This is a genomic window from Bradyrhizobium frederickii (genome assembly GCF_004570865.1).
In the GTDB taxonomy this organism is placed as follows: domain Bacteria; phylum Pseudomonadota; class Alphaproteobacteria; order Rhizobiales; family Xanthobacteraceae; genus Bradyrhizobium; species Bradyrhizobium frederickii.
The window spans coordinates 298,485-315,937 of record NZ_SPQS01000006.1; the positions used below are offsets into that span (position 1 = coordinate 298,485).

The window sequence follows — 17,453 nt, forward strand, 5'->3', positions numbered from 1 at the left end:
TCTTTTGGAACTTCACGACGCGCATAGATCTGCGCTCCTTGTTCAACTGAAGGATGGGAAAGGGGCGAAGCGCCGTGCCCACGATCTTTTACTGATTGAGAGAGATGGTGGGCATGCTCCCGCCTTCGCTCTGCGAGCTACGGCGGACAAGTCGCTTTGCCCACCCTACGGCACCGTGGTTACCGCAGCTTGTTGAGCAGCGCCATCAGCGTCTCGCGCTCCTTGGCGTCGAGCGGCGCCAGGGTCTCGCGGGTGATCGCCAGTGCATTCGGCGCGACCTTCTCCGCGAGCTGCTGGCCGGCCCGCGTCAGACTCACCAGCAGACGCCGTCCATCCTCGGGGTCCTGACTGGTCTCGGTCAGGCCGCGCGCCGTGAGGCGGTCGATCACGCCCTTGATGGTGGCGACATCCATCGCGGTCAGGCGGCCGAGCTGATTCTGCGAGCACGGACCGGTCTCGGCGAGCTTGGACAGCGCCGCCCATTGCGTCGGCGTCAGATTGGTGCCGATATCGCGGGCGAAGATCGAGCTGTGGCGCTGCCAGACCTGGCGCAGGATGAAGCCGACCTGCTCGTCGAGCACGTAAGGCGGTTTTGCCGGTTTGATGTTCTTCTTCGCCGTGACGCTTCTCGCCATCCGCTCGCAGCCCTTCCCTTTGCCCTCACAACGACAGATGCGCGTCGCGGATATCAGGACGCGCGTCGAGCTCGGCCATGGTGCCGCCGAAGCAGATGCGGCCGCGCTCGATGATATAGGCGCGATCCGAGATCAAGCGCGCGAAGTGCAGATTCTGCTCGGAGACGACGATGCTGACGCCCTCCTTTTTCATGGTCAGGATGGCATCCACCATCTGCTCCACGATCTTCGGCGACAGGCCTTCCGAGGGCTCGTCGAGCAGTACCAGCGAGGGATTGCCCATCAGCGTGCGGGCAATGGTGAGCATCTGCTGCTCGCCGCCGCTCATGCGGCCGCCCGGTCGGTTCTTCATCTCACCCAGATTGGGAAACAGCGCGAACAGCTTTTCGCGGGTCCAGTCCGGCGCGTTCGCACGCTTCGGCTGCTTGCCGACTTCGAGATTCTCTTCAACCGTCAAATCGGTGAAGATACGTCGCTCCTCCGGCACGTAGCCGAGCCCCTCGCGCACGATCTCGTGGGTCGGCTTTGCCGAGACATCCTTGCCCTCGAACACGATGCGGCCGGTTCGCTGTGCGACGAGGCCGACGATCGAGCGGAAGGTGGTCGACTTGCCCGCGCCGTTGCGCCCAAGCAATGCCACCACCTCACCCTCACCGACCTCGAAGCCGATGTCGAACAGGATATGCGCCGGGCCATAATGGCTGTTGAGGTCTTGCACCGTGAGCTTCATGCCGAGGTTCCCTCGCGGTGGCGGGCATCGTAGACGAGGCCCTCGCCGAGATAGACTGCCTGCACCTGCGGATTGCCGCGCACCTCGGCCGGCGAGCCCTCGGCGATCAGCGTGCCGCGGTTGAGCACGATGATGCGGTCGGCATGCTCGAACACCACGTCCATGTCGTGCTCGGTGAAGAGCACGCCGATCGATTTCTCCCGCGCGATCTGCGCCGTGAGCCGCATCAGATCGACGCGCTCGCGCGGCGCCATGCCGGCGGTCGGCTCGTCCATCAGGAGCAGCTTCGGCTGGTTGGCGAGCGCGACCGCAAGCTCGAGTCGCTTGAGGTCGCCATAGGCGAGCTCGCCGCAGGGGCGATCCGCATAGCCGCCCATGCCGACCAGCTCGAGCAGCCGGCCGGCTTCGTCGCGGTCGAACTTGGGTGCCGAGCCGAACAGATTGAACAGCTGCCTCCCGTGCGAGATCAGCGCGACCTGCACGTTCTCGCGCACGGTCATGGTGGCGAAGGTCGCGGTGATCTGAAAGGTGCGCCCGACGCCGAGCCGCCAGACATCGCGCGGTTTCCTGGCCGTGATCTCTTCACCGAGCAGGCGAACATGGCCGGTATCGGGCTTGTTCTGGCCGTTGAGCATGTCGAAGCAGGTGCTCTTTCCCGCGCCGTTCGGCCCGATCAGCGCCAGGATTTCACCGGCACGCAGCGAGAACGAGACGCCGCGCACGGCGTGGATGCCGCCATAGGATTTGCTCAGACCTTCGACCGCAAGAAGTGGGGGTGCAACGCTCATTCGGCAGACTCGATCGGCTTGGCAAGCAGAGGTGAGGCCGGCGGCGGCGCCTTCTTGCGGCGCTGCGCCAACGTTTCCAGCATGCCGACGATGCCCTTGGGGAAGACGACGACGATCAGCATGATGAAGCCGCCGAGCACGAGCTTCGACAAATCGGTCTGGCTGACCAGCCAGATGTTGAGCGCCTTGTAGACGATGGCACCGATCACCGCGCCCGACACCGTCTCGACGCCGCCGAGCAGCACCATGACGAGCGCGTCGACCGACAGCGAGATGCCGAGATTGTCAGGGAAGACGCTGCCCTTGAGGTAAGCGAACAGCGCACCGCCGATGCCGGCGGTCGTGCCTGCGATCACGAACGCCGTCCACTGGATGCGCTTGGCGTCGATGCCGATCGCTTCGCTGCGCAGCAGCGAGTCACGCGTGGCACGAAGCGCGTAGCCGAATGGCGAGAACACCATGGCCCGCAGCGCGATGGTCACCAGCGCCGCAACGCCGAGCGCCAGCCAATAGAAGTGCGACGGGCTCGCCGCCCACTTTTCCGGCCAGACGCCCAAAATGCCGTTGTCGCCGCCTGTCACGCTCACCCATTGGAACGCGATCGACCAGACGATCTGCGCGAAAGCCAGCGTCAGCATCGCAAAGTAGACACCGGAGAGCTGCACGGCAAAGAAGCCGAATACCGCGGCGCCCATGCAGCCGAGCAGCGGCCCGAGCAAGAGGCAGACGACCATCGGCAGCCCCGCCATCTTGGCAAGGAATGCGATGCCATAGGCGCCGAGGCCGAAATAGGCGGCGTGGCCGAATGACGCCAGCCCGCCGACCGACATCAGGAAATGCAAGGAGACGGCGAAGATCACGAAGATCGCGATCTCCGAGCCAACGGTCAGCGCGTAATTGCCGGCGAACAGCGGTAGCGTCGCCGCGATGACCAGCGCCGCAAGCGCGGCGAGCCGCTCGTTCGACGTCAACGGCCGCCACGGATTGACGGTGAGCCCCGGCGTCTTGCGCGCGGGAGCCTCCGGCTTTCCGAACAGGCCCCAGGGGCGCACAATCAGCACCACCGCCATCACCAGGAAGACCAGGATGATGGAGATCTTCGGGAAGATCAGGATGCCGAAGGCATTGAGCTCGGAGACCAGCACCGCCGCGACGAAGGCCCCGATGATGCTGCCGAGGCCGCCGATCACCACGACGACGAAGACCTCGACGATGATGCGCAGATCCATGGCGTGATGCACGGCATCGCGCGGGATCTGGAGGGCGCCGCCGAGGGCGGCGAGGAAGACGCCGACCGCGAACACCGATGTGAACAGCCATTTCTGATTGACGCCGAGGGCTGCGACCATGTCTCGGTCCTGCGTCGCGGCACGCACCAGGACGCCCCATCGCGTGCGCTGAAACAGCAGCCAGAGGATGCCGAGCACGACCGGCCCGAGCACGATCAGGAACAGATCGTAGCTCGGGATGTTCTGGCCGAAGAAATCGATGGCGCCCTTGAAGCCCGGCGCGCGGCGGCCGACGAGATCGTCGGGCCCCCAGACCAGCACCACGAGGTCCTCCACCATCAAGGTCAGGCCGAAGGTCGCGAGCAGCTGGAACAGCTCGGGTGCGTGATAGATGCGGCGGAGCAGCACCATCTCGACGATGATGCCGATCATCGCCACGGCCAGCGCGGCCAGCACGATGCTGCCCCAGAACCCAAACGCACCCGAAAGCCGCTCGGTGAGCGTAAAGGCGATGTAGGCGCCGATCATGTAGAAGGCGCCATGCGCGAAATTCACGATCCGCGTCACGCCGAAGATGATCGACAGGCCCGAGGCCACCAGGAACAGCGACGCCGCGCTGGCGAGACCGGTCAGAAACTGTACGACGTAAAAGGCCATCGGCGGTCCGGGTTGGGTCTGAGTTTCACCTCTCCCCGCTCTTCGCGGGGAGAGGTCGGATCGCCCTTGCGATCCGGGTGAGGGGCTCTCTCCACCAGCGCGGGGCGTGGAGAGAGCCCCTCACCCCGACCCTCTCCCCGCGAAGAGCGGGGAGAGGGAGAGATAAAAGATCAATCCTTCGGCCGCAGCTTCTCGACTTCGGCGTCACCAGGCAGATAGTCCGCTCCCTTCTTGTAGGACGAATCCACCATCACGCCCTTGCCGTCCTTCAGCGCGGTCTTGCCGACGAAGGCACCGAGTGTCGACTGGTGATCGATCTTGCGGAAGGTGATCTCGCCGAACGGCGACGGCACGGAGAGGCCTTCGGCCGCGGCGATCAGCTTCTCCGGATCGCTCGAGCCGGCCTTGGCCAGGATGGCGGCCGCCGACTTGATGGTCTGGTAGCCGACGATCGAGCCGAGGCGCGGATAATCGTTGTACTTGGCCTGGTAGGCCTTCAGGAACGCGTCATGCTCGGGCGTCTTGATCGAGTACCAGGGATAGCCGGTGACAATCCACCCCTCGGGCGTCTCGTCCTTCAGCGGATCGAGATATTCGGGCTCGCCGGTCAGGAACGAGACGACCTCGCGCCCTTTGAACAGGCCGCGGGTGTTGCCTTCACGCACGAGCTTGACGAGGTCGGCGCCGAAGGTGACGTTGAGGATCGCTTCCGGGTTGGCGGCGGCAACGGCCTGCACCACGGGACCCGCGTCGATCTTGCCCTGCGGCGGCCATTGCTCGTCGACCCACTGGATGTCCGGACGCTTCTCCGACATCAGCTTCTTGAACACCGCGACCGCGGACTGGCCATACTCGTAATTTGGCGCGATCGTCGCCCAGCGCTTGGCCGGCAGCTTGCTGGCGGCTTCCACCAGCATCGCGGCCTGCATGTAATTGGAGGGGCGCAGGCGGAAGGTGTATTTGTTGCCCTTCGACCAGGTGATGGCGTCCGTCAGCGGCTCGGCCGCGAGGAAGAACACTTTCTTCTGGTTGGCGAAGTCGCTGACGGCAAGGCCGATATTGGACAGGAACGTGCCGGCGAGCATCGCAACCCCTTCGCTCGACACCAGCTCGTTGGCCGCGGTCTGCGCGTCCGCCGGCTTGCCGCCATCGTCCTTGGAGATGACGACGAGCTTCTTGCCGTTGATGCCGCCGGCTGCGTTGACCTCCTCGACCGCGAGCTGCCAGCCCTTACGATAGGGCTCGGTGAACGCCGGCAGCAGCGAATAGCTGTTGATCTCGCCGATCTTGATGTCCTGCGCCAGCGCCGAATGTGCCATGCCGCCCGCCAGAAGCGCGAAGGCCGCTCCCACAAAAGTGTTTCTCGCTCGCATCCCAACCTCCAGTTTTTGAACTCTTGACGTCTTCAGCGTGACTTTGTCGGGGAAGCTGTGCCCGCCTCCCCGGTTTCAAACCCTATCTCAGACCGTCCTCGCCCTTGATCTCCGCGACCGTGAGCCCGCCGACGCGCGGCAGCGGACGGCCGCTGTCGGTGACGGCGACGGCGACCATGATCTCGTTGGCGCGCGGCGCATCGTTGATCTGCACTTCCATGCCGTCGAAATGGCTGCGCACGAAGGCCGCATCCTTGTGCCCCAGCGGGATGTCGAGCGTCGTGCCCGGCCCGCTGCGCTTCTTCGACGACGGGATCAGCGCCGCGCCCTTGCTCAGGACTTTACGCACCGGCGCCCCCATTTTCGGATGCAGGATCGCGGCGGCATGCTCCAACTCACCGTTCTCCCCGACGGCCGCGGCCTTGCCATAGCTCTGCGCCTTGGCGCCATCGATCCCGAGAGCAGCCACCGCACGCTTCGACAAAAGTTCGCCCAGCTCCTCGCCGATCGCGATCAGCGGCGAGAGATCCTCGACATATTGTCCCGCGAAAGGATTTTCGATGACAGCAATCGCAGCCGCACGCCGGGTCGGCGGCGAGACCGGGCGCCCCATCTCCATCTGCGTCTCTTCGACGACGGTGACGATCTTGCGGATGATCGCGCTCATGGTTCGCTTCCCTGTTCAGGCACAGACCGCGTTCTCCGGCAGACGCGGGCGCGTTCGTTGCTCTTCTATATCCTTAGGTCCGATGACAAGCATATCACCACAAAGCTGCAATACGGCACCCTCGATCAAGCCGCGATCGAACAATTGACGTGCACATTCCGCGCCAGATTCGAGGGCGGCTGCGATCTCATTCTGTGACAATTCACCGACATGCCGGGTGACAAGACGCGCGCCGAGATCGCTGTCGGGCTGAAGCTCGCAGGCCGGTTGCCTGACGATGGCAGGATGCCCCGGAAGATCGACGGCATTGGCGATGACCGTCGCCGCGGCATCGGCCTGTGACGCCGTTGCAGCCAGCACCGTTACCGCATCGGCAATCCCGAGCGAAAAGCTGCGGCCGTGGCGTCCGCTGGTCGCGACGCCCCGCACCCGGTCATCCGCATCGACCCGCATGGCGCGCATGACGCCGTCACGGTCGGGACGATCCATCAGGCCAATCGAAAAATGCTCGCCTCTGCCGAGATGAAATGCGATGTCGCCGCCATTGTTGACATAGGCGCGATCGAGCGCCGCAGCACCCAGCATGGCGCCGAGAATCTCCTCCGCCACGCTGCCGGCAACGGCGGCCATCGGCGTGATGAAGCCATCAGCGGCAAAGGGCGCGACCGCCGCGTGCATCCGGCGCGCCACCACGCCCCTCAGCGAGGTCCGCGCCGCGGCCGCCGCGCGCAGCACCGGCAGCTCCGCGCAGAGCTCGTCGAGCAATCCGGTGAACCGCTGCGCCGCGGCCTCATAGGCCGCACGGACCGCGTCCGCACGCCCCCTCGCCTCGATGATCAGGTCGATCGGTCCATCCTGCAAATGCAGCCGCCGGCCGTCAGACAGCAATGCGATTTGCGGCAGCCTCGTCATGCCCGTGGCCCAGGGATCGGGTTCTGCCACGGCAGCTGCCGCACATCGTCGCCGTTCTGCACTTCGGACAGCGGCTTCACGTAATCCATGTGGCCGCCGAGCGCGGCGTAATCAGACAGCTTCATCGTGAACTCGATCGGCGCGACCAGCGCGGGGGTCGGAACGTAGCCGAACGCGCCCGCCGGCATCTGCGTCACATCGACCATGTAGGTGATGCCGCCGCCGGGCCAGACATAGACCGGCGCACCGCCGCTGGTGACGCGCGTCAGCGCGTCCTTCACCGAGCGCGTCAAGCGCACCGGATTGTCGGTGACGCCGGCGCGCAGCGAGCCGCCCGCGCCGGCCATGAACAGCACGGTGCACAGCGCGGGCTCGCAATTCTCCTGGATGCGCTCGACCGAGAACTTCAGATCGGCCGGCATCTCGGTCTCGACCGGCTTCAAGGCCTCGTCGAGCACGTAATAGGACGAGTGCTCACCGGTCGTGGAGACCATCAGCATGGTCAGACCGGGTCTTGCCTCCTTGGCATCGAACGGCCCCAGGATCGCCAGCGGATCGGAAATGTTGGTGCCGCCCCACCCCGTGCCGGGATCGGCGACCTGGAAATAGCGGCCCGGCGTCGAGCGCCGTCCCTTCATCTTGATGCCGGTGTCGGCGATATCGAGCAGCTTACCGGCCTGGTGCTCGCTCAGCACGCCGGTGATGTGGTCGTCGACCACGACGACTTCATCCACCTTGCCGTGCCATTGCTTGGCGAACATGCCGATCGTCGCCGAGCCGCAGCCGACGCGCATGCGCTCTTCTTTCATGCCGTTGACGATCGGCGGCTGCCCGGCCTGCACCACCACGGTGGCGCCGCCGTCGATGGTGAGCTCGACCGCCTTGCAATTGGCGAGGTCCATCAGCGTGTCGCAGGTGACGCGGCCCTCCTTCTTGGAGCCGCCGGTGAGATGATGCACGCCGCCCAACGACAGCATCTGCGAGCCGTATTCGCTGGTGGTGACGTGGCCGACCGCCTCACCCTGGGCGCGCACGGTCGCGGTCTCCGGCCCGAGATAGCGGTCGGTGTCGATCTTCACCTTGATCCCGCAATAGGAGAAGATGCCCTCGGTGACCACGGTCACCATGTCGACACCGTCGACCTCGGCGGAGACGATGAAGGGCGCCGGCTTGTAATCGGGGTAGGTCGTGCCCGCACCGATCGCGGTGACGAAGGTCGAGGGCTCGTGGACGATCTTGCCGTCCCAGTCTTCGGTGCGGCTGAACGGAACCAGCTTGCCACCATGCGAGACGGTGCGCTCCAGGATCACGTGCGGATCGACGCGGACGAGCTTGCCGTCGTGGTTGGCATAGCGGTCGCAGGCACCCGCCGCGCCCGGCTTGATATAGCACATCACCGGACACGCATCGCAGCGGATCTTGTCGATGGCGGCGCTCGTCGTTTCAGTCACCATGTCGGACCCAGCTGGCGCGGGTTATCATTCGTATACGAACGATGTTGCGCGCGGTCGCCTCCGGCTGTCAAGCGGCGGTGCAGTGCAAAAGATGCAGCTGCCGCATAAAACCTCATTTGCCTATCCGCTCTGTCCACTAACAAGGCAGTCGCGCTGCACTGCGGCATGCATGGCTTGCACGTTTGTGTACAAACGGTATCGTCGCGATGTCGAATTTGATGCGGCTTGGACCCAAGACTTGGACCTCAGGATGACGCAGACACCGATCCGCCTCACCGTGAACGGCAGGATCCACGAGATCGATGCGGCGCCGGAGACGCCGCTGCTCTACGTGCTGCGCAACGATCTCGCGCTCAACGGCCCGAAATATGGATGCGGCCTCGGCGAATGCGGCACCTGCACTGTCCTGATCGACGGAGCTGCGGCACGCGCCTGCGTCATTCCCGTCAGCGGCTGCGCCGGCCGCGACATCGTGACGCTCGAAGGTCTCGGCACGCGCGACAAGCCCGATGCCGTGCAGCAAGCCTTCATCGACGAGCAGGCCGCGCAATGCGGCTATTGTCTCAACGGCATGATCATGACCACCAAGGCGTTGCTCGCGATCAACCCGCGGCCGACCGAACAGGAGGCGCTGGCGGCGTTGCGCTACAATCTCTGCCGCTGCGGCACCCATGTCGAAATCCTGCGCGCCGTGATGCGGGCGTCGGGCCAGCTCACCGAGGCGGCTGACTGATGGCCTCCCCTGTTTCGAACGGAGCCGGGTCATCGGGATCGCTCGTCGTCGTCCGCACCGTGGACGAGGTTACATCCGAGACCTTCGTCCGCATCACCGCCGACGGTTCGGTCACGGCCTATAACGGCCATGTCGATCTCGGCACCGGCATTCGCACGGCACTCGGTCAGATCGTCGCCGAAGAGCTGGACGTGTCTTTTGCGCGCGTCGTGATCGTGCTCGGCGACACCGCCTTGGTGCCGAACCAGGGCGCGACCATCGCCAGCGAGACCATCCAGATCACCGCCGTGCCCCTGCGCAAGGCCGCAGCGCAGGCGCGACACTTCCTGATCGCGCGCGCGGCGGAGCGGCTGGAGCTGCCGGAGGCCGATCTCAGGATCGAGGACGGCCTCGTGCGCGGACACGACAACCGCAGCGTCAGCTATGGCGAGCTGATCGGCGGCGAAGAGATCCGGCTCGAGCTTGCCGACGATGTCGCGGTCAAACCCGTCGGCGACTACGCCATCGTCGGCCAATCCGTCCCGCGCGTCGACCTGCCGGCCAAGGCCACGGGCGAGTTGACCTTCGTCCACGACATCCGCGTGCCCGGCATGCTGCACGGCCGCGTGGTGCGACCGCCCTATGCCGGCGTCGATGCCGGGCCGTTCGTCGGCACCAGCCTGATCGGCGTCGATGAAGCATCGGTCCGCGGCATTCCCGGCCTCGTGGCCGTGGTGCGCATCGGCGATTTCGTCGGTGTCGTCGCCGAGCGCGAGGAGAATGCGATCCGCGCGGCGGAGCAGCTCAAGGTGAGCTGGAAGCCGACGCCCACCCTGACCGATCTTTCGGACGTCGAGACCGCGCTGCGCGCCAATCCATCGACCCCGCGCACGCTGATCGACAAGGGCGATGTTGGCGCGGCGATATCAGGCGCGGCCAAGCCGATGCAGCGCACTTATGTCTGGCCGTATCAGATGCACGCCTCGATCGGCCCGTCCTGCGCGGTCGCGGATTTTCAGGACGGCAATATCCGGGTCTGGTCGGGCACGCAGAACCCGCACCTGCTGCGCAGCGACCTTGCGCTCCTGATCGAGCGGCCCGAGAGCGAGATCGAGGTCATCCGCCTGGAGGCCGCGGGCTGCTACGGCCGCAACTGCGCCGACGACGTCACCGCCGACGCGCTGCTGCTGTCGCGCGCGGTCGGCCGTCCCGTGCGCGTGCAGCTGTCGCGCGAGCAGGAGCACGCCTGGGAGCCCAAGGGCACCGCGCAGCTCATCGACGTCAATGGCGGCCTCGATGCCGACGGCGGCATCGCCGGTTACGACCTCGCCACGCGCTATCCCTCGAACGCCGCGCCCACACTGGCGCTGCTGCTCACCGGCCGTATCTCCCCCGAGCCAGCCGTGCTCCAGATGGGCGATCGCACCGCGATCCCGCCCTATGACTACGAGCACATGCGCGTCGTCGCCCACGACACGCCGCCGATCGTGCGCGCATCCTGGTTTCGCGGCGTCTCCGCGCTGCCGAACACCTTTGCGCACGAATCCTACATCGACGAGGCTGCCACCGAGGCCGGAATCGACCCGATCGAATATCGCCTGCGTTACCTGAAAGACCAGCGTGCAATTGATCTCGTCAATGCCGTGGCGGAGCGCGCCGGCTGGACGCCACGCCCTGTGAGGCAGGACAAGGACGGCGAGATCGTGCACGGGCGAGGCTTTGCCTATGCCCTTTACGTCCACAGCAAATTTCCAGGCTATGGCGCGGCGTGGTCGGCCTGGGTCGCCGACGTCGCGGTGAACAAGACCACCGGCGACGTCAGCGTGACCCGCGTCGTTGCCGGGCAGGATTCCGGCCTGATGATCAACCCGGACGGCGTGCGCCACCAGATTCATGGCAACGTGATCCAGTCCACCAGCCGCGCGCTGATGGAGGAGGTCTCGTTCGAACGCGGCGCCGTGGCGGCGCGCGAATGGGGCGCCTATCCGATCATCCCCTTCCCCGACGTGCCCAAGATCGACGTCCTGATGCTGCCGCGGCAGGACCAGCCGCCGCTCGGCGTTGGCGAATCCGCCTCGGTGCCGAGTGCGGCGGCGATTGCCAATGCGATCTTCGATGCCACCGGCGTGCGCTTCCGCGAGCCGCCATTCACGCCCGAGCGCATCCTGAGGGGGCTTCACGGCGAAACATCGTTCGCGCCCCAGCCCCTGCCCGCGCCCACGGCCCCGCCGCCGTCTCGCATCTGGGAAAATCCGTTCGCCAAGCGCGCCGGCATCTTCGCAGCAATTACGGCGGTCTGCACTGCTGCGATCGGCATTGGCGCCGCGCTGCTGCCAGGGCGCGCCATCGCGCCGATCGTGCGACCGGATGCATCGGTCTATTCCGCGGCGACGATCGCCCGCGGCGAGCAGCTCGCAGCGCTCGGCAATTGCGCGGAGTGCCACACCACGCTTCGAGGCGCGCTCAATGCCGGCGGCCGCGCGCTGGAGACCCCGTTCGGCACGATCTACAGCACCAACATCACGCCCGATGTCGACACCGGCATCGGCACATGGTCCTATCCCGCCTTCGAGCGCGCGATGCGCGACGGGCTGCACCGTGATGGGCGGCAGCTTTATCCCGCCTTCCCCTACACGCATTTCGCCAAGACCAGCGACGCCGACATGCAGGCGCTCTACGCCTATCTGATGGCGCAGCCTGCGGTGCGCGCGACGCCGCCGGCGACCGAGCTCGCCTTCCCGTTCAATCTCCGGCCGCTGCTTGCAGGCTGGAATGCGCTATTCCATCAGACCCGGGAGTTCAAACCCGATCCCGCGAAGTCGGAAGCGTGGAATCGCGGTGCCTATCTCGTCGAAGGTCTTGGCCATTGCAGCGGCTGCCATTCGCCGCGCAACGCGTTCGGCGCCGAGCAGCGCAATGCCTATCTTGCCGGCGGCTTTGCCGAAGGCTGGGAAGCGCCGCCGCTGACCGCACTCTCGCGTGCGCCGATCCCATGGAGCGAGGACGAGCTGTTCGCGTACTTGCGCACCGGCCATTCGCGCTATCACGGCGTCGCCGCCGGTCCGATGGCACCTGTGGTCAGGGACCTCAGAGCCCTACCGGATCAGGACATTCGCGCGATGGCGGTCTATCTCAATTCCTTCAACGACGCCGCCGCCGATGCGCCTGCTCTCGCCGCGAAGCTCGAGAGCGCAACGCAGGTCACCGTCACCTCCTCCACCGGCGCGCGGCTCTATCAGGGCGCCTGCGCGGTGTGCCACGAGGTCGGCGGCCTGCCGCTGTTCGGCAGCCGCCCCTCGCTCGCGCTGAACAGCAACCTGCACAGCGCGACGGCGGACAATCTGGTCCAAGTGATCCTGCATGGGATCGCCGAACCGGTCACAAGCGATCTCGGCTACATGCCCGCCTTCAAGGGCAGCATGAGCGACGCGCAGATCGAGGAGCTCGTCACGTTCCTGCGCAGGCAGTTCGCGCCGGACAAGCCGGCGTGGTCAGGCGTGCGGGATACGATCGCACGGGTGCGCAGCTTCAACCCCTGATGTCATTCCGGGGCGACGCGAAGCGGCGAGCCCGGAATCCATAACCCCGGCTGGTGGTTATGGATTCCGGGCTCCCTCGCTACGCTCGGGCCCCGGAATGACGCTGAATGACACGTCGGATGTGCGACTCTAGCCGTGCTGCTTCATCTCCACCGGCGGCGTGCCGTGGGTGTGGAACGACTCGATCGTCTTCAGCCCCCACGCCTGGCCCTTCTTGCGCTCCTCCTCGGTCCACACGATGGGCTTCCAGTCGGGCGCGAGAATGAGGCGCGCGCCGGCATTGGCGACTTCGACGCGGTTGCCGCCGGGCTCGTAGACGTAGAGGAAGAAGGTCTGCTGGATCGCATGCTTGTGCGGGCCGGTCTCGATGTGCACGCCGTTCTCGAGGAAAATATCGGCGGCGCGAAGAATCTCCTCGCGGCTGTCGAGCGCGTAGGTGACGTGATGGAAGCGGCCCGGCACGCCTGAATGGTCGAGCGAATAGGCAAAATCGTAGCTCTTGTTCGACATCGTCAGCCACATCGCAGCTTCCCGGCCGTCGTTGAGCACGATCTGCTCCGTGAGGCGGCAGCCGAGGTAATTCTCGAAGAACTCGCGGTTGGCCTTGATGTCGACGGCGAGGCAATTGAGGTGATCGAGACGCCGGACATTGACGCCGCGCGCCGGAAAGCGCTGCGCCTGGTTCTTCAGTGCGGGCTTCAGCTCCGGCGGCGCCTGATACCACTCGGTCTCGTAATAGAGCTCGACGATGTGACCGTCGGGATCGCGGCAACGGAAGGTCGGGCCCTGCCCCATGTCGCCGTCGATCCACCCAATGTCGAAGCCAGATCCTTTCAGCGCGGCGACGCGGCGCTCCAGCGCCTGCTGGCTGCGCGCGCGCAGCGCCATGTGCTCCATGCCCGAGGTTTTCGACGCCGTCAGCTTCAGCGAGTAGCGCTCGTAATCGTCCCAGCCGCGCAAATAAACCGACTCGCCCTTTTGGCCGCTGACGGTCATGCCCATGACGTCGACGAAGAATTTCAGGCTCTCATCGGGCTTGGGCGTCAGCAGCTCCATATGGCCGAGATGAGCAAGATCGAGGATCGGTTCGGGCTGCATGTCTTCCTCCAGCACGGCTAGCGATCGGCCGGACCGGATCGCGCGATCGGGTGCAGGGTTGCAACACGCTCACCCACCCGAAGACGGCACCAAGGCCGCCGGTTATTTGTACTAATGTACAAATGATTAGGTCTCGTCAACAAATCAAAACGCCCCCACCGAATCGGATGACGTTCGTGCGCGAGGGCCAACGGCCGGCAAACGGGAACTGAGTGACGGGATGGTAAAATATTCCTTAAACCGCTTTTTGCTCCAATAGCCGTGGAATTTGCAGCATTTTCCTGCCGTTTCCGCCCATAAGTCCGCGTTCGGAAACAAATCTCACTGCCGAATTGTCGCGGATTTAACGAAGCGGGCGCGCCTGACGCTTAACCGTTTGTCCAGCGACGGCCGCGCATAGTCCGGGACAAATCCCTCGCTCTTGCCAGGTTTATTGATCGTGACATCCTTTGGACGCGTGATTTCGGTTCGCGGATCGCTCGCCCGGGTCGGGCTGCTGGCGGAAAGCCAGATGCCCATCTCGGAAGTTCGGGCAACCGTCGGCCGGTTCGTCAGCATTCGCATCGCCAGCTCGGTCATCGTCGCGATGATCACCGAGGTGTCCTGCGAGAACCTGTCCAGCAGCGACAACTATATCGCGGTCGCCTCGGTCGACCTGCTCGGCGAAATCCTCAACGCCAGCGACAAGCCGAAATTCCAGCGCGGCGTCACCAATTACCCGACCATCGGCGATGCCGTCGACCTGATCACCAGCCAGGAGCTGCGCACGATCTACGCGCCGACCGGCTCGGACCAGATCAATGTCGGCTTCCTCCAGCAGGACCGCTCGGTCGTCGCCTATGTCGACGTCGAGGAAATGCTGTCCAAGCATTTTGCGGTGCTGGGATCGACCGGCGTCGGCAAATCGACCGGCGTGTCACTGCTGCTCAACGAGATCCTGAAGGCGCGCCCGAACCTGCGCATCTTCCTGCTCGACGTGCACAACGAATATGGCCGCTGCTTCGGCGACCGCGCGCTGGTGCTCAATCCGCGGAACCTGAAGCTGCCGTTCTGGCTGTTCAATTTCGAGGAAATCGTCGACGTGCTGTTCGGTGGCCGCGCCGGCGTGCCCGAGGAGCTCGACATCCTCGCCGAGGTGATCCCGCTGGCCAAGGGCGTCTACACCCAATACCAGAACGCCGACCGCATCGGCCTCAAGCGCATCGATCCCAAGCAGATCGGCTACACCGTCGACACGCCGGTGCCCTATCGCCTGGTCGACCTGATGTCGCTGATCGACGAGCGCATGGGCAAACTCGAGAACCGCTCGTCGCGCATCATCTATCACAAGCTGATCTCGCGCATCGAGGCGGTGCGTAACGATCCGCGCTACGCCTTCATGTTCGACAACGCCAATGTCGGCGGCGACACCATGGCCGAGGTCATCAGCCATCTGTTCCGCCTCCCGGCGAACGGCAAGCCGATGACGGTGATGCAGCTCGCCGGCTTCCCGGCCGAAGTCATCGATTCCGTCGTCTCGGTGCTCTGCCGCATGGCCTTCGATTTCGGCCTGTGGAGCGACGGCGTCTCGCCGCTACTGTTCGTGTGCGAGGAAGCGCATCGTTACGCCTCCGCCGACCGCAACATCGGTTTCGGGCCGACCCGCAAGGCGGTGTCGCGCATCGCCAAGGAAGGCCGCAAATACGGCGTCTATCTCGGCCTCATCACCCAGCGCCCCGCAGAGCTCGACGCCACCATCATCTCCCAGTGCAACACGCTGTTCACGATGCGTCTTGCCAACGAGCGCGACCAGGCGCTGCTCCGCGCCGCGGTGTCGGACGCCGCCGCGAATCTGCTCTCCTTCGTGCCCTCGCTCGGCACGCGTGAGGTGCTGGCCTTCGGCGAGGGCGTCGCGCTGCCGACCCGGTTGCGCTTCAAGGAGGTGCCGCCGCATCAATTGCCGCGCGGCGAAGCCACCATCTCGAGCGTGCCGTCCGTCACCTCGGGCCACGACATGCATTTCGTCAGCGCCGTGCTCGAGCGCTGGCGCGGCGCCACCTCGCAACGCGACGTGCCGAACGATCCGGTGTTCTCGGCCCCGCCCGCCAAAACGCTCTCCAACGTGGAGGCCCCGATGCTGCAACCCTCGATGGGGCTCGATCCGGACCGCTTCTCGCTCCTGAAGAAGCCGCTGCGGTAACGACTCTCGTGTCCCGAACGCGCTGCAGCGTGAAACGCTGCTGCGCAGAGCCGGGATCCAGACGGCAACACGATACACGTGGAGTGATGGGCCCCGGCTCGGCAGCGCACCGCTGAAGTCAGCGCGGGTGACCTGCGCTGCACCAGCAGAAGATCCCCAGAACGACCGGCAACGACAACGCCAGCCACGAAAGAGCGTCCCAAACACCGTCTCCAACCAGCGCGAGGCCGAGCCCCGCGCCGCAAACGACGCCGACGAGGAGGGGCCAGCGGAAGACGCCCCATGCGCTTCTGTGAACCCGAGGCAGGTTCCGGGCGGGATTGTCCATGGGCTAGATGCCAACTGCCGCGGTCCGGCCCGCGTCCGCCGGCTTGCGGCGGGCCGACGACTTTCGCCTCGCCACCCAGAGATAGATCCCGCTGACGAGAACGATGATCGTGATCATGTCCAGCAGCCCCCAGATGATCTTCAGCGGAAGCCCGCCATAGTCGCCGAAATGCAGCGGCCGCGACACCTGAAGTGACTTCAGATACCAGGGCACCTCGGGTGCCACGATCGTCTCGCCGTCATTGGCATCGACGAGCATCGGCTGGAGCATCCGTGCCGTAAAGGGTGTCGCGCCTTTGGTCCAGACGACGAGGTGCTGCGGGCTGCCAAAGCGCGCCGATGTCGGCATCGTCACCGATGTGACCAGGCGATCCGGAAATCTCGCGCGGACGCGCTCGACAGCAGCCTGTACCGATGGGATCGGCGCCACGGGCTTGCCGAGATGAGGCGCCAGCAAGACCGGGATCAGCTGCGCACGCCACAAATCGAACAGCGGCGTCGCCAGCGTGTTGATCATGCCGGTGAGACCCACAACCATCGTCCAGGTCACGGTGACGATGCCGAGAAGGTTATGGATATCGAGCCACTTGGCGCGAGGCGACGATTGCCGGCGGATCGTGCCGAAATCGAGCCGCCGCATGAACGGCCAATACACGACCACACCGGATATGATCGACGCGGCGAACACAAGACCCATCGCGCCGAGAAACAATTCGCCGGGCAGGCCCGCAAACATGTCCTTGTGAATCCGCAACACGATGTCCATGACGTCCTGATGCGGCGCCTCCTCCCCGAGCACATCCGCCGTCCGCGCATCGAGCGTGAGGCGATGGAAGTTGCCCGGCGCCGGGACGGCGGTCGGCGAAACCGCGACCGTTACCAGCGGCTCGGTCTGCTTCAAGTTGAGCAGCAGGACGTATTGCCCGGGAAAGCGCGCCTGGGCCGCCGCGATCATGCGGTCGAGCGAGAGATGCGGCGTCCCCTCCGGCATGGCGGGAGCTGCGATCTCGTCCTCGAGCAGACCGTCGATCTCGTCGTGAAAAACCAGCGGAAGGCCTGTCACGCATAGCATCAGCAGGAACAGCATGCACAGCAGCGAGGTCCAGGTGTGAATGCGGGACCACAGACGGATCGTGCGTGCGTGAACCATGTC

Annotated in this window: 13 protein-coding genes; 3 read left to right on the forward strand and 10 right to left on the reverse strand. The window is 65.3% G+C overall.

Annotated elements, in window-relative coordinates:
• Window positions 1–179: 179 nt before the first annotated feature.
• From E4K64_RS13130 to E4K64_RS13165, 8 genes are all read right to left on the reverse strand, one after another.
• Window positions 180–635 carry a MarR family winged helix-turn-helix transcriptional regulator gene (locus E4K64_RS13130; protein ID WP_135163881.1) on the reverse strand — a complete coding sequence of 152 codons (456 nt, stop codon included), beginning with the start codon at window positions 633–635 and terminating at the stop codon, window positions 180–182.
• 25 nt (window positions 636–660) lie between these two features.
• On the reverse strand, window positions 661–1,365 hold the full coding sequence (locus tag E4K64_RS13135; RefSeq protein ID WP_135163882.1) for an ABC transporter ATP-binding protein: 705 nt from the start codon (window positions 1,363–1,365) through the stop codon (window positions 661–663).
• The gene (locus E4K64_RS13140) at window positions 1,362–2,153 is read right to left on the reverse strand and encodes an ABC transporter ATP-binding protein (protein ID WP_135163883.1); all 792 of its coding nucleotides are present in this window, start codon (window positions 2,151–2,153) and stop codon (window positions 1,362–1,364) included. Before E4K64_RS13140 ends, E4K64_RS13135 begins: the two co-directional genes overlap by 4 nt.
• Window positions 2,150–4,039 carry an ABC transporter permease gene (locus E4K64_RS13145; protein WP_135163884.1) on the reverse strand — a complete coding sequence of 630 codons (1,890 nt, stop codon included), beginning with the start codon at window positions 4,037–4,039 and terminating at the stop codon, window positions 2,150–2,152. The genes E4K64_RS13140 and E4K64_RS13145 overlap by 4 nt, the downstream gene beginning before the upstream one ends.
• Window positions 4,040–4,209: 170 nt before the next feature.
• Window positions 4,210–5,412, reverse strand: a complete 1,203-nt coding sequence (locus tag E4K64_RS13150) for an ABC transporter substrate-binding protein (protein ID WP_135163885.1) — start codon at window positions 5,410–5,412, stop codon at window positions 4,210–4,212.
• Window positions 5,413–5,494: 82 nt separating this feature from the next.
• Window positions 5,495–6,079: an amino acid synthesis family protein gene (locus E4K64_RS13155; protein ID WP_135163886.1), complete on the reverse strand. Its 585-nt coding sequence runs from the start codon at window positions 6,077–6,079 to the stop codon at window positions 5,495–5,497.
• Window positions 6,080–6,094: 15 nt separating this feature from the next.
• Window positions 6,095–6,991, reverse strand: a complete 897-nt coding sequence (locus E4K64_RS13160) for a UPF0280 family protein (RefSeq protein WP_135163968.1) — start codon at window positions 6,989–6,991, stop codon at window positions 6,095–6,097.
• Window positions 6,988–8,445 carry a 6-hydroxynicotinate reductase gene (locus E4K64_RS13165; RefSeq protein WP_135163887.1) on the reverse strand — a complete coding sequence of 486 codons (1,458 nt, stop codon included), beginning with the start codon at window positions 8,443–8,445 and terminating at the stop codon, window positions 6,988–6,990. Before E4K64_RS13165 ends, E4K64_RS13160 begins: the two co-directional genes overlap by 4 nt.
• A 250-nt stretch (window positions 8,446–8,695) precedes the next feature.
• On the opposite strand from E4K64_RS13165, the gene E4K64_RS13170 reads away from it, so the two are divergent.
• Window positions 8,696–9,178: a (2Fe-2S)-binding protein gene (locus tag E4K64_RS13170; RefSeq protein WP_135163888.1), complete on the forward strand. Its 483-nt coding sequence runs from the start codon at window positions 8,696–8,698 to the stop codon at window positions 9,176–9,178.
• Window positions 9,178–12,696 (forward strand): molybdopterin cofactor-binding domain-containing protein, encoded by a 3,519-nt coding sequence (locus tag E4K64_RS13175; protein ID WP_135163889.1) that lies wholly within the window; start codon window positions 9,178–9,180, stop codon window positions 12,694–12,696. The genes E4K64_RS13170 and E4K64_RS13175 overlap by 1 nt, the downstream gene beginning before the upstream one ends.
• A gap of 129 nt (window positions 12,697–12,825) precedes the next feature.
• Here the strand turns inward: E4K64_RS13175 and E4K64_RS13180 are convergent, their stop codons facing one another.
• Entirely contained in the window at window positions 12,826–13,794 is a 969-nt protein-coding gene (locus E4K64_RS13180; RefSeq protein WP_135163890.1) for a catechol 2,3-dioxygenase, read from the reverse strand.
• A 439-nt stretch (window positions 13,795–14,233) separates the two neighbouring features.
• Here E4K64_RS13180 and E4K64_RS13185 point away from each other — a divergent pair, with 439 nt between their 5' ends.
• On the forward strand, window positions 14,234–15,973 hold the full coding sequence (locus E4K64_RS13185) for an ATP-binding protein (RefSeq protein ID WP_135163891.1): 1,740 nt from the start codon (window positions 14,234–14,236) through the stop codon (window positions 15,971–15,973).
• A gap of 331 nt (window positions 15,974–16,304) precedes the next feature.
• On the opposite strand, the gene E4K64_RS13195 is transcribed toward E4K64_RS13185, so the two are convergent.
• A complete protein-coding gene (locus tag E4K64_RS13195; RefSeq protein WP_135163893.1) occupies window positions 16,305–17,450 on the reverse strand; it encodes a PepSY-associated TM helix domain-containing protein in 1,146 nt (381 codons plus the stop codon).
• Window positions 17,451–17,453 lie beyond the last annotated feature (3 nt).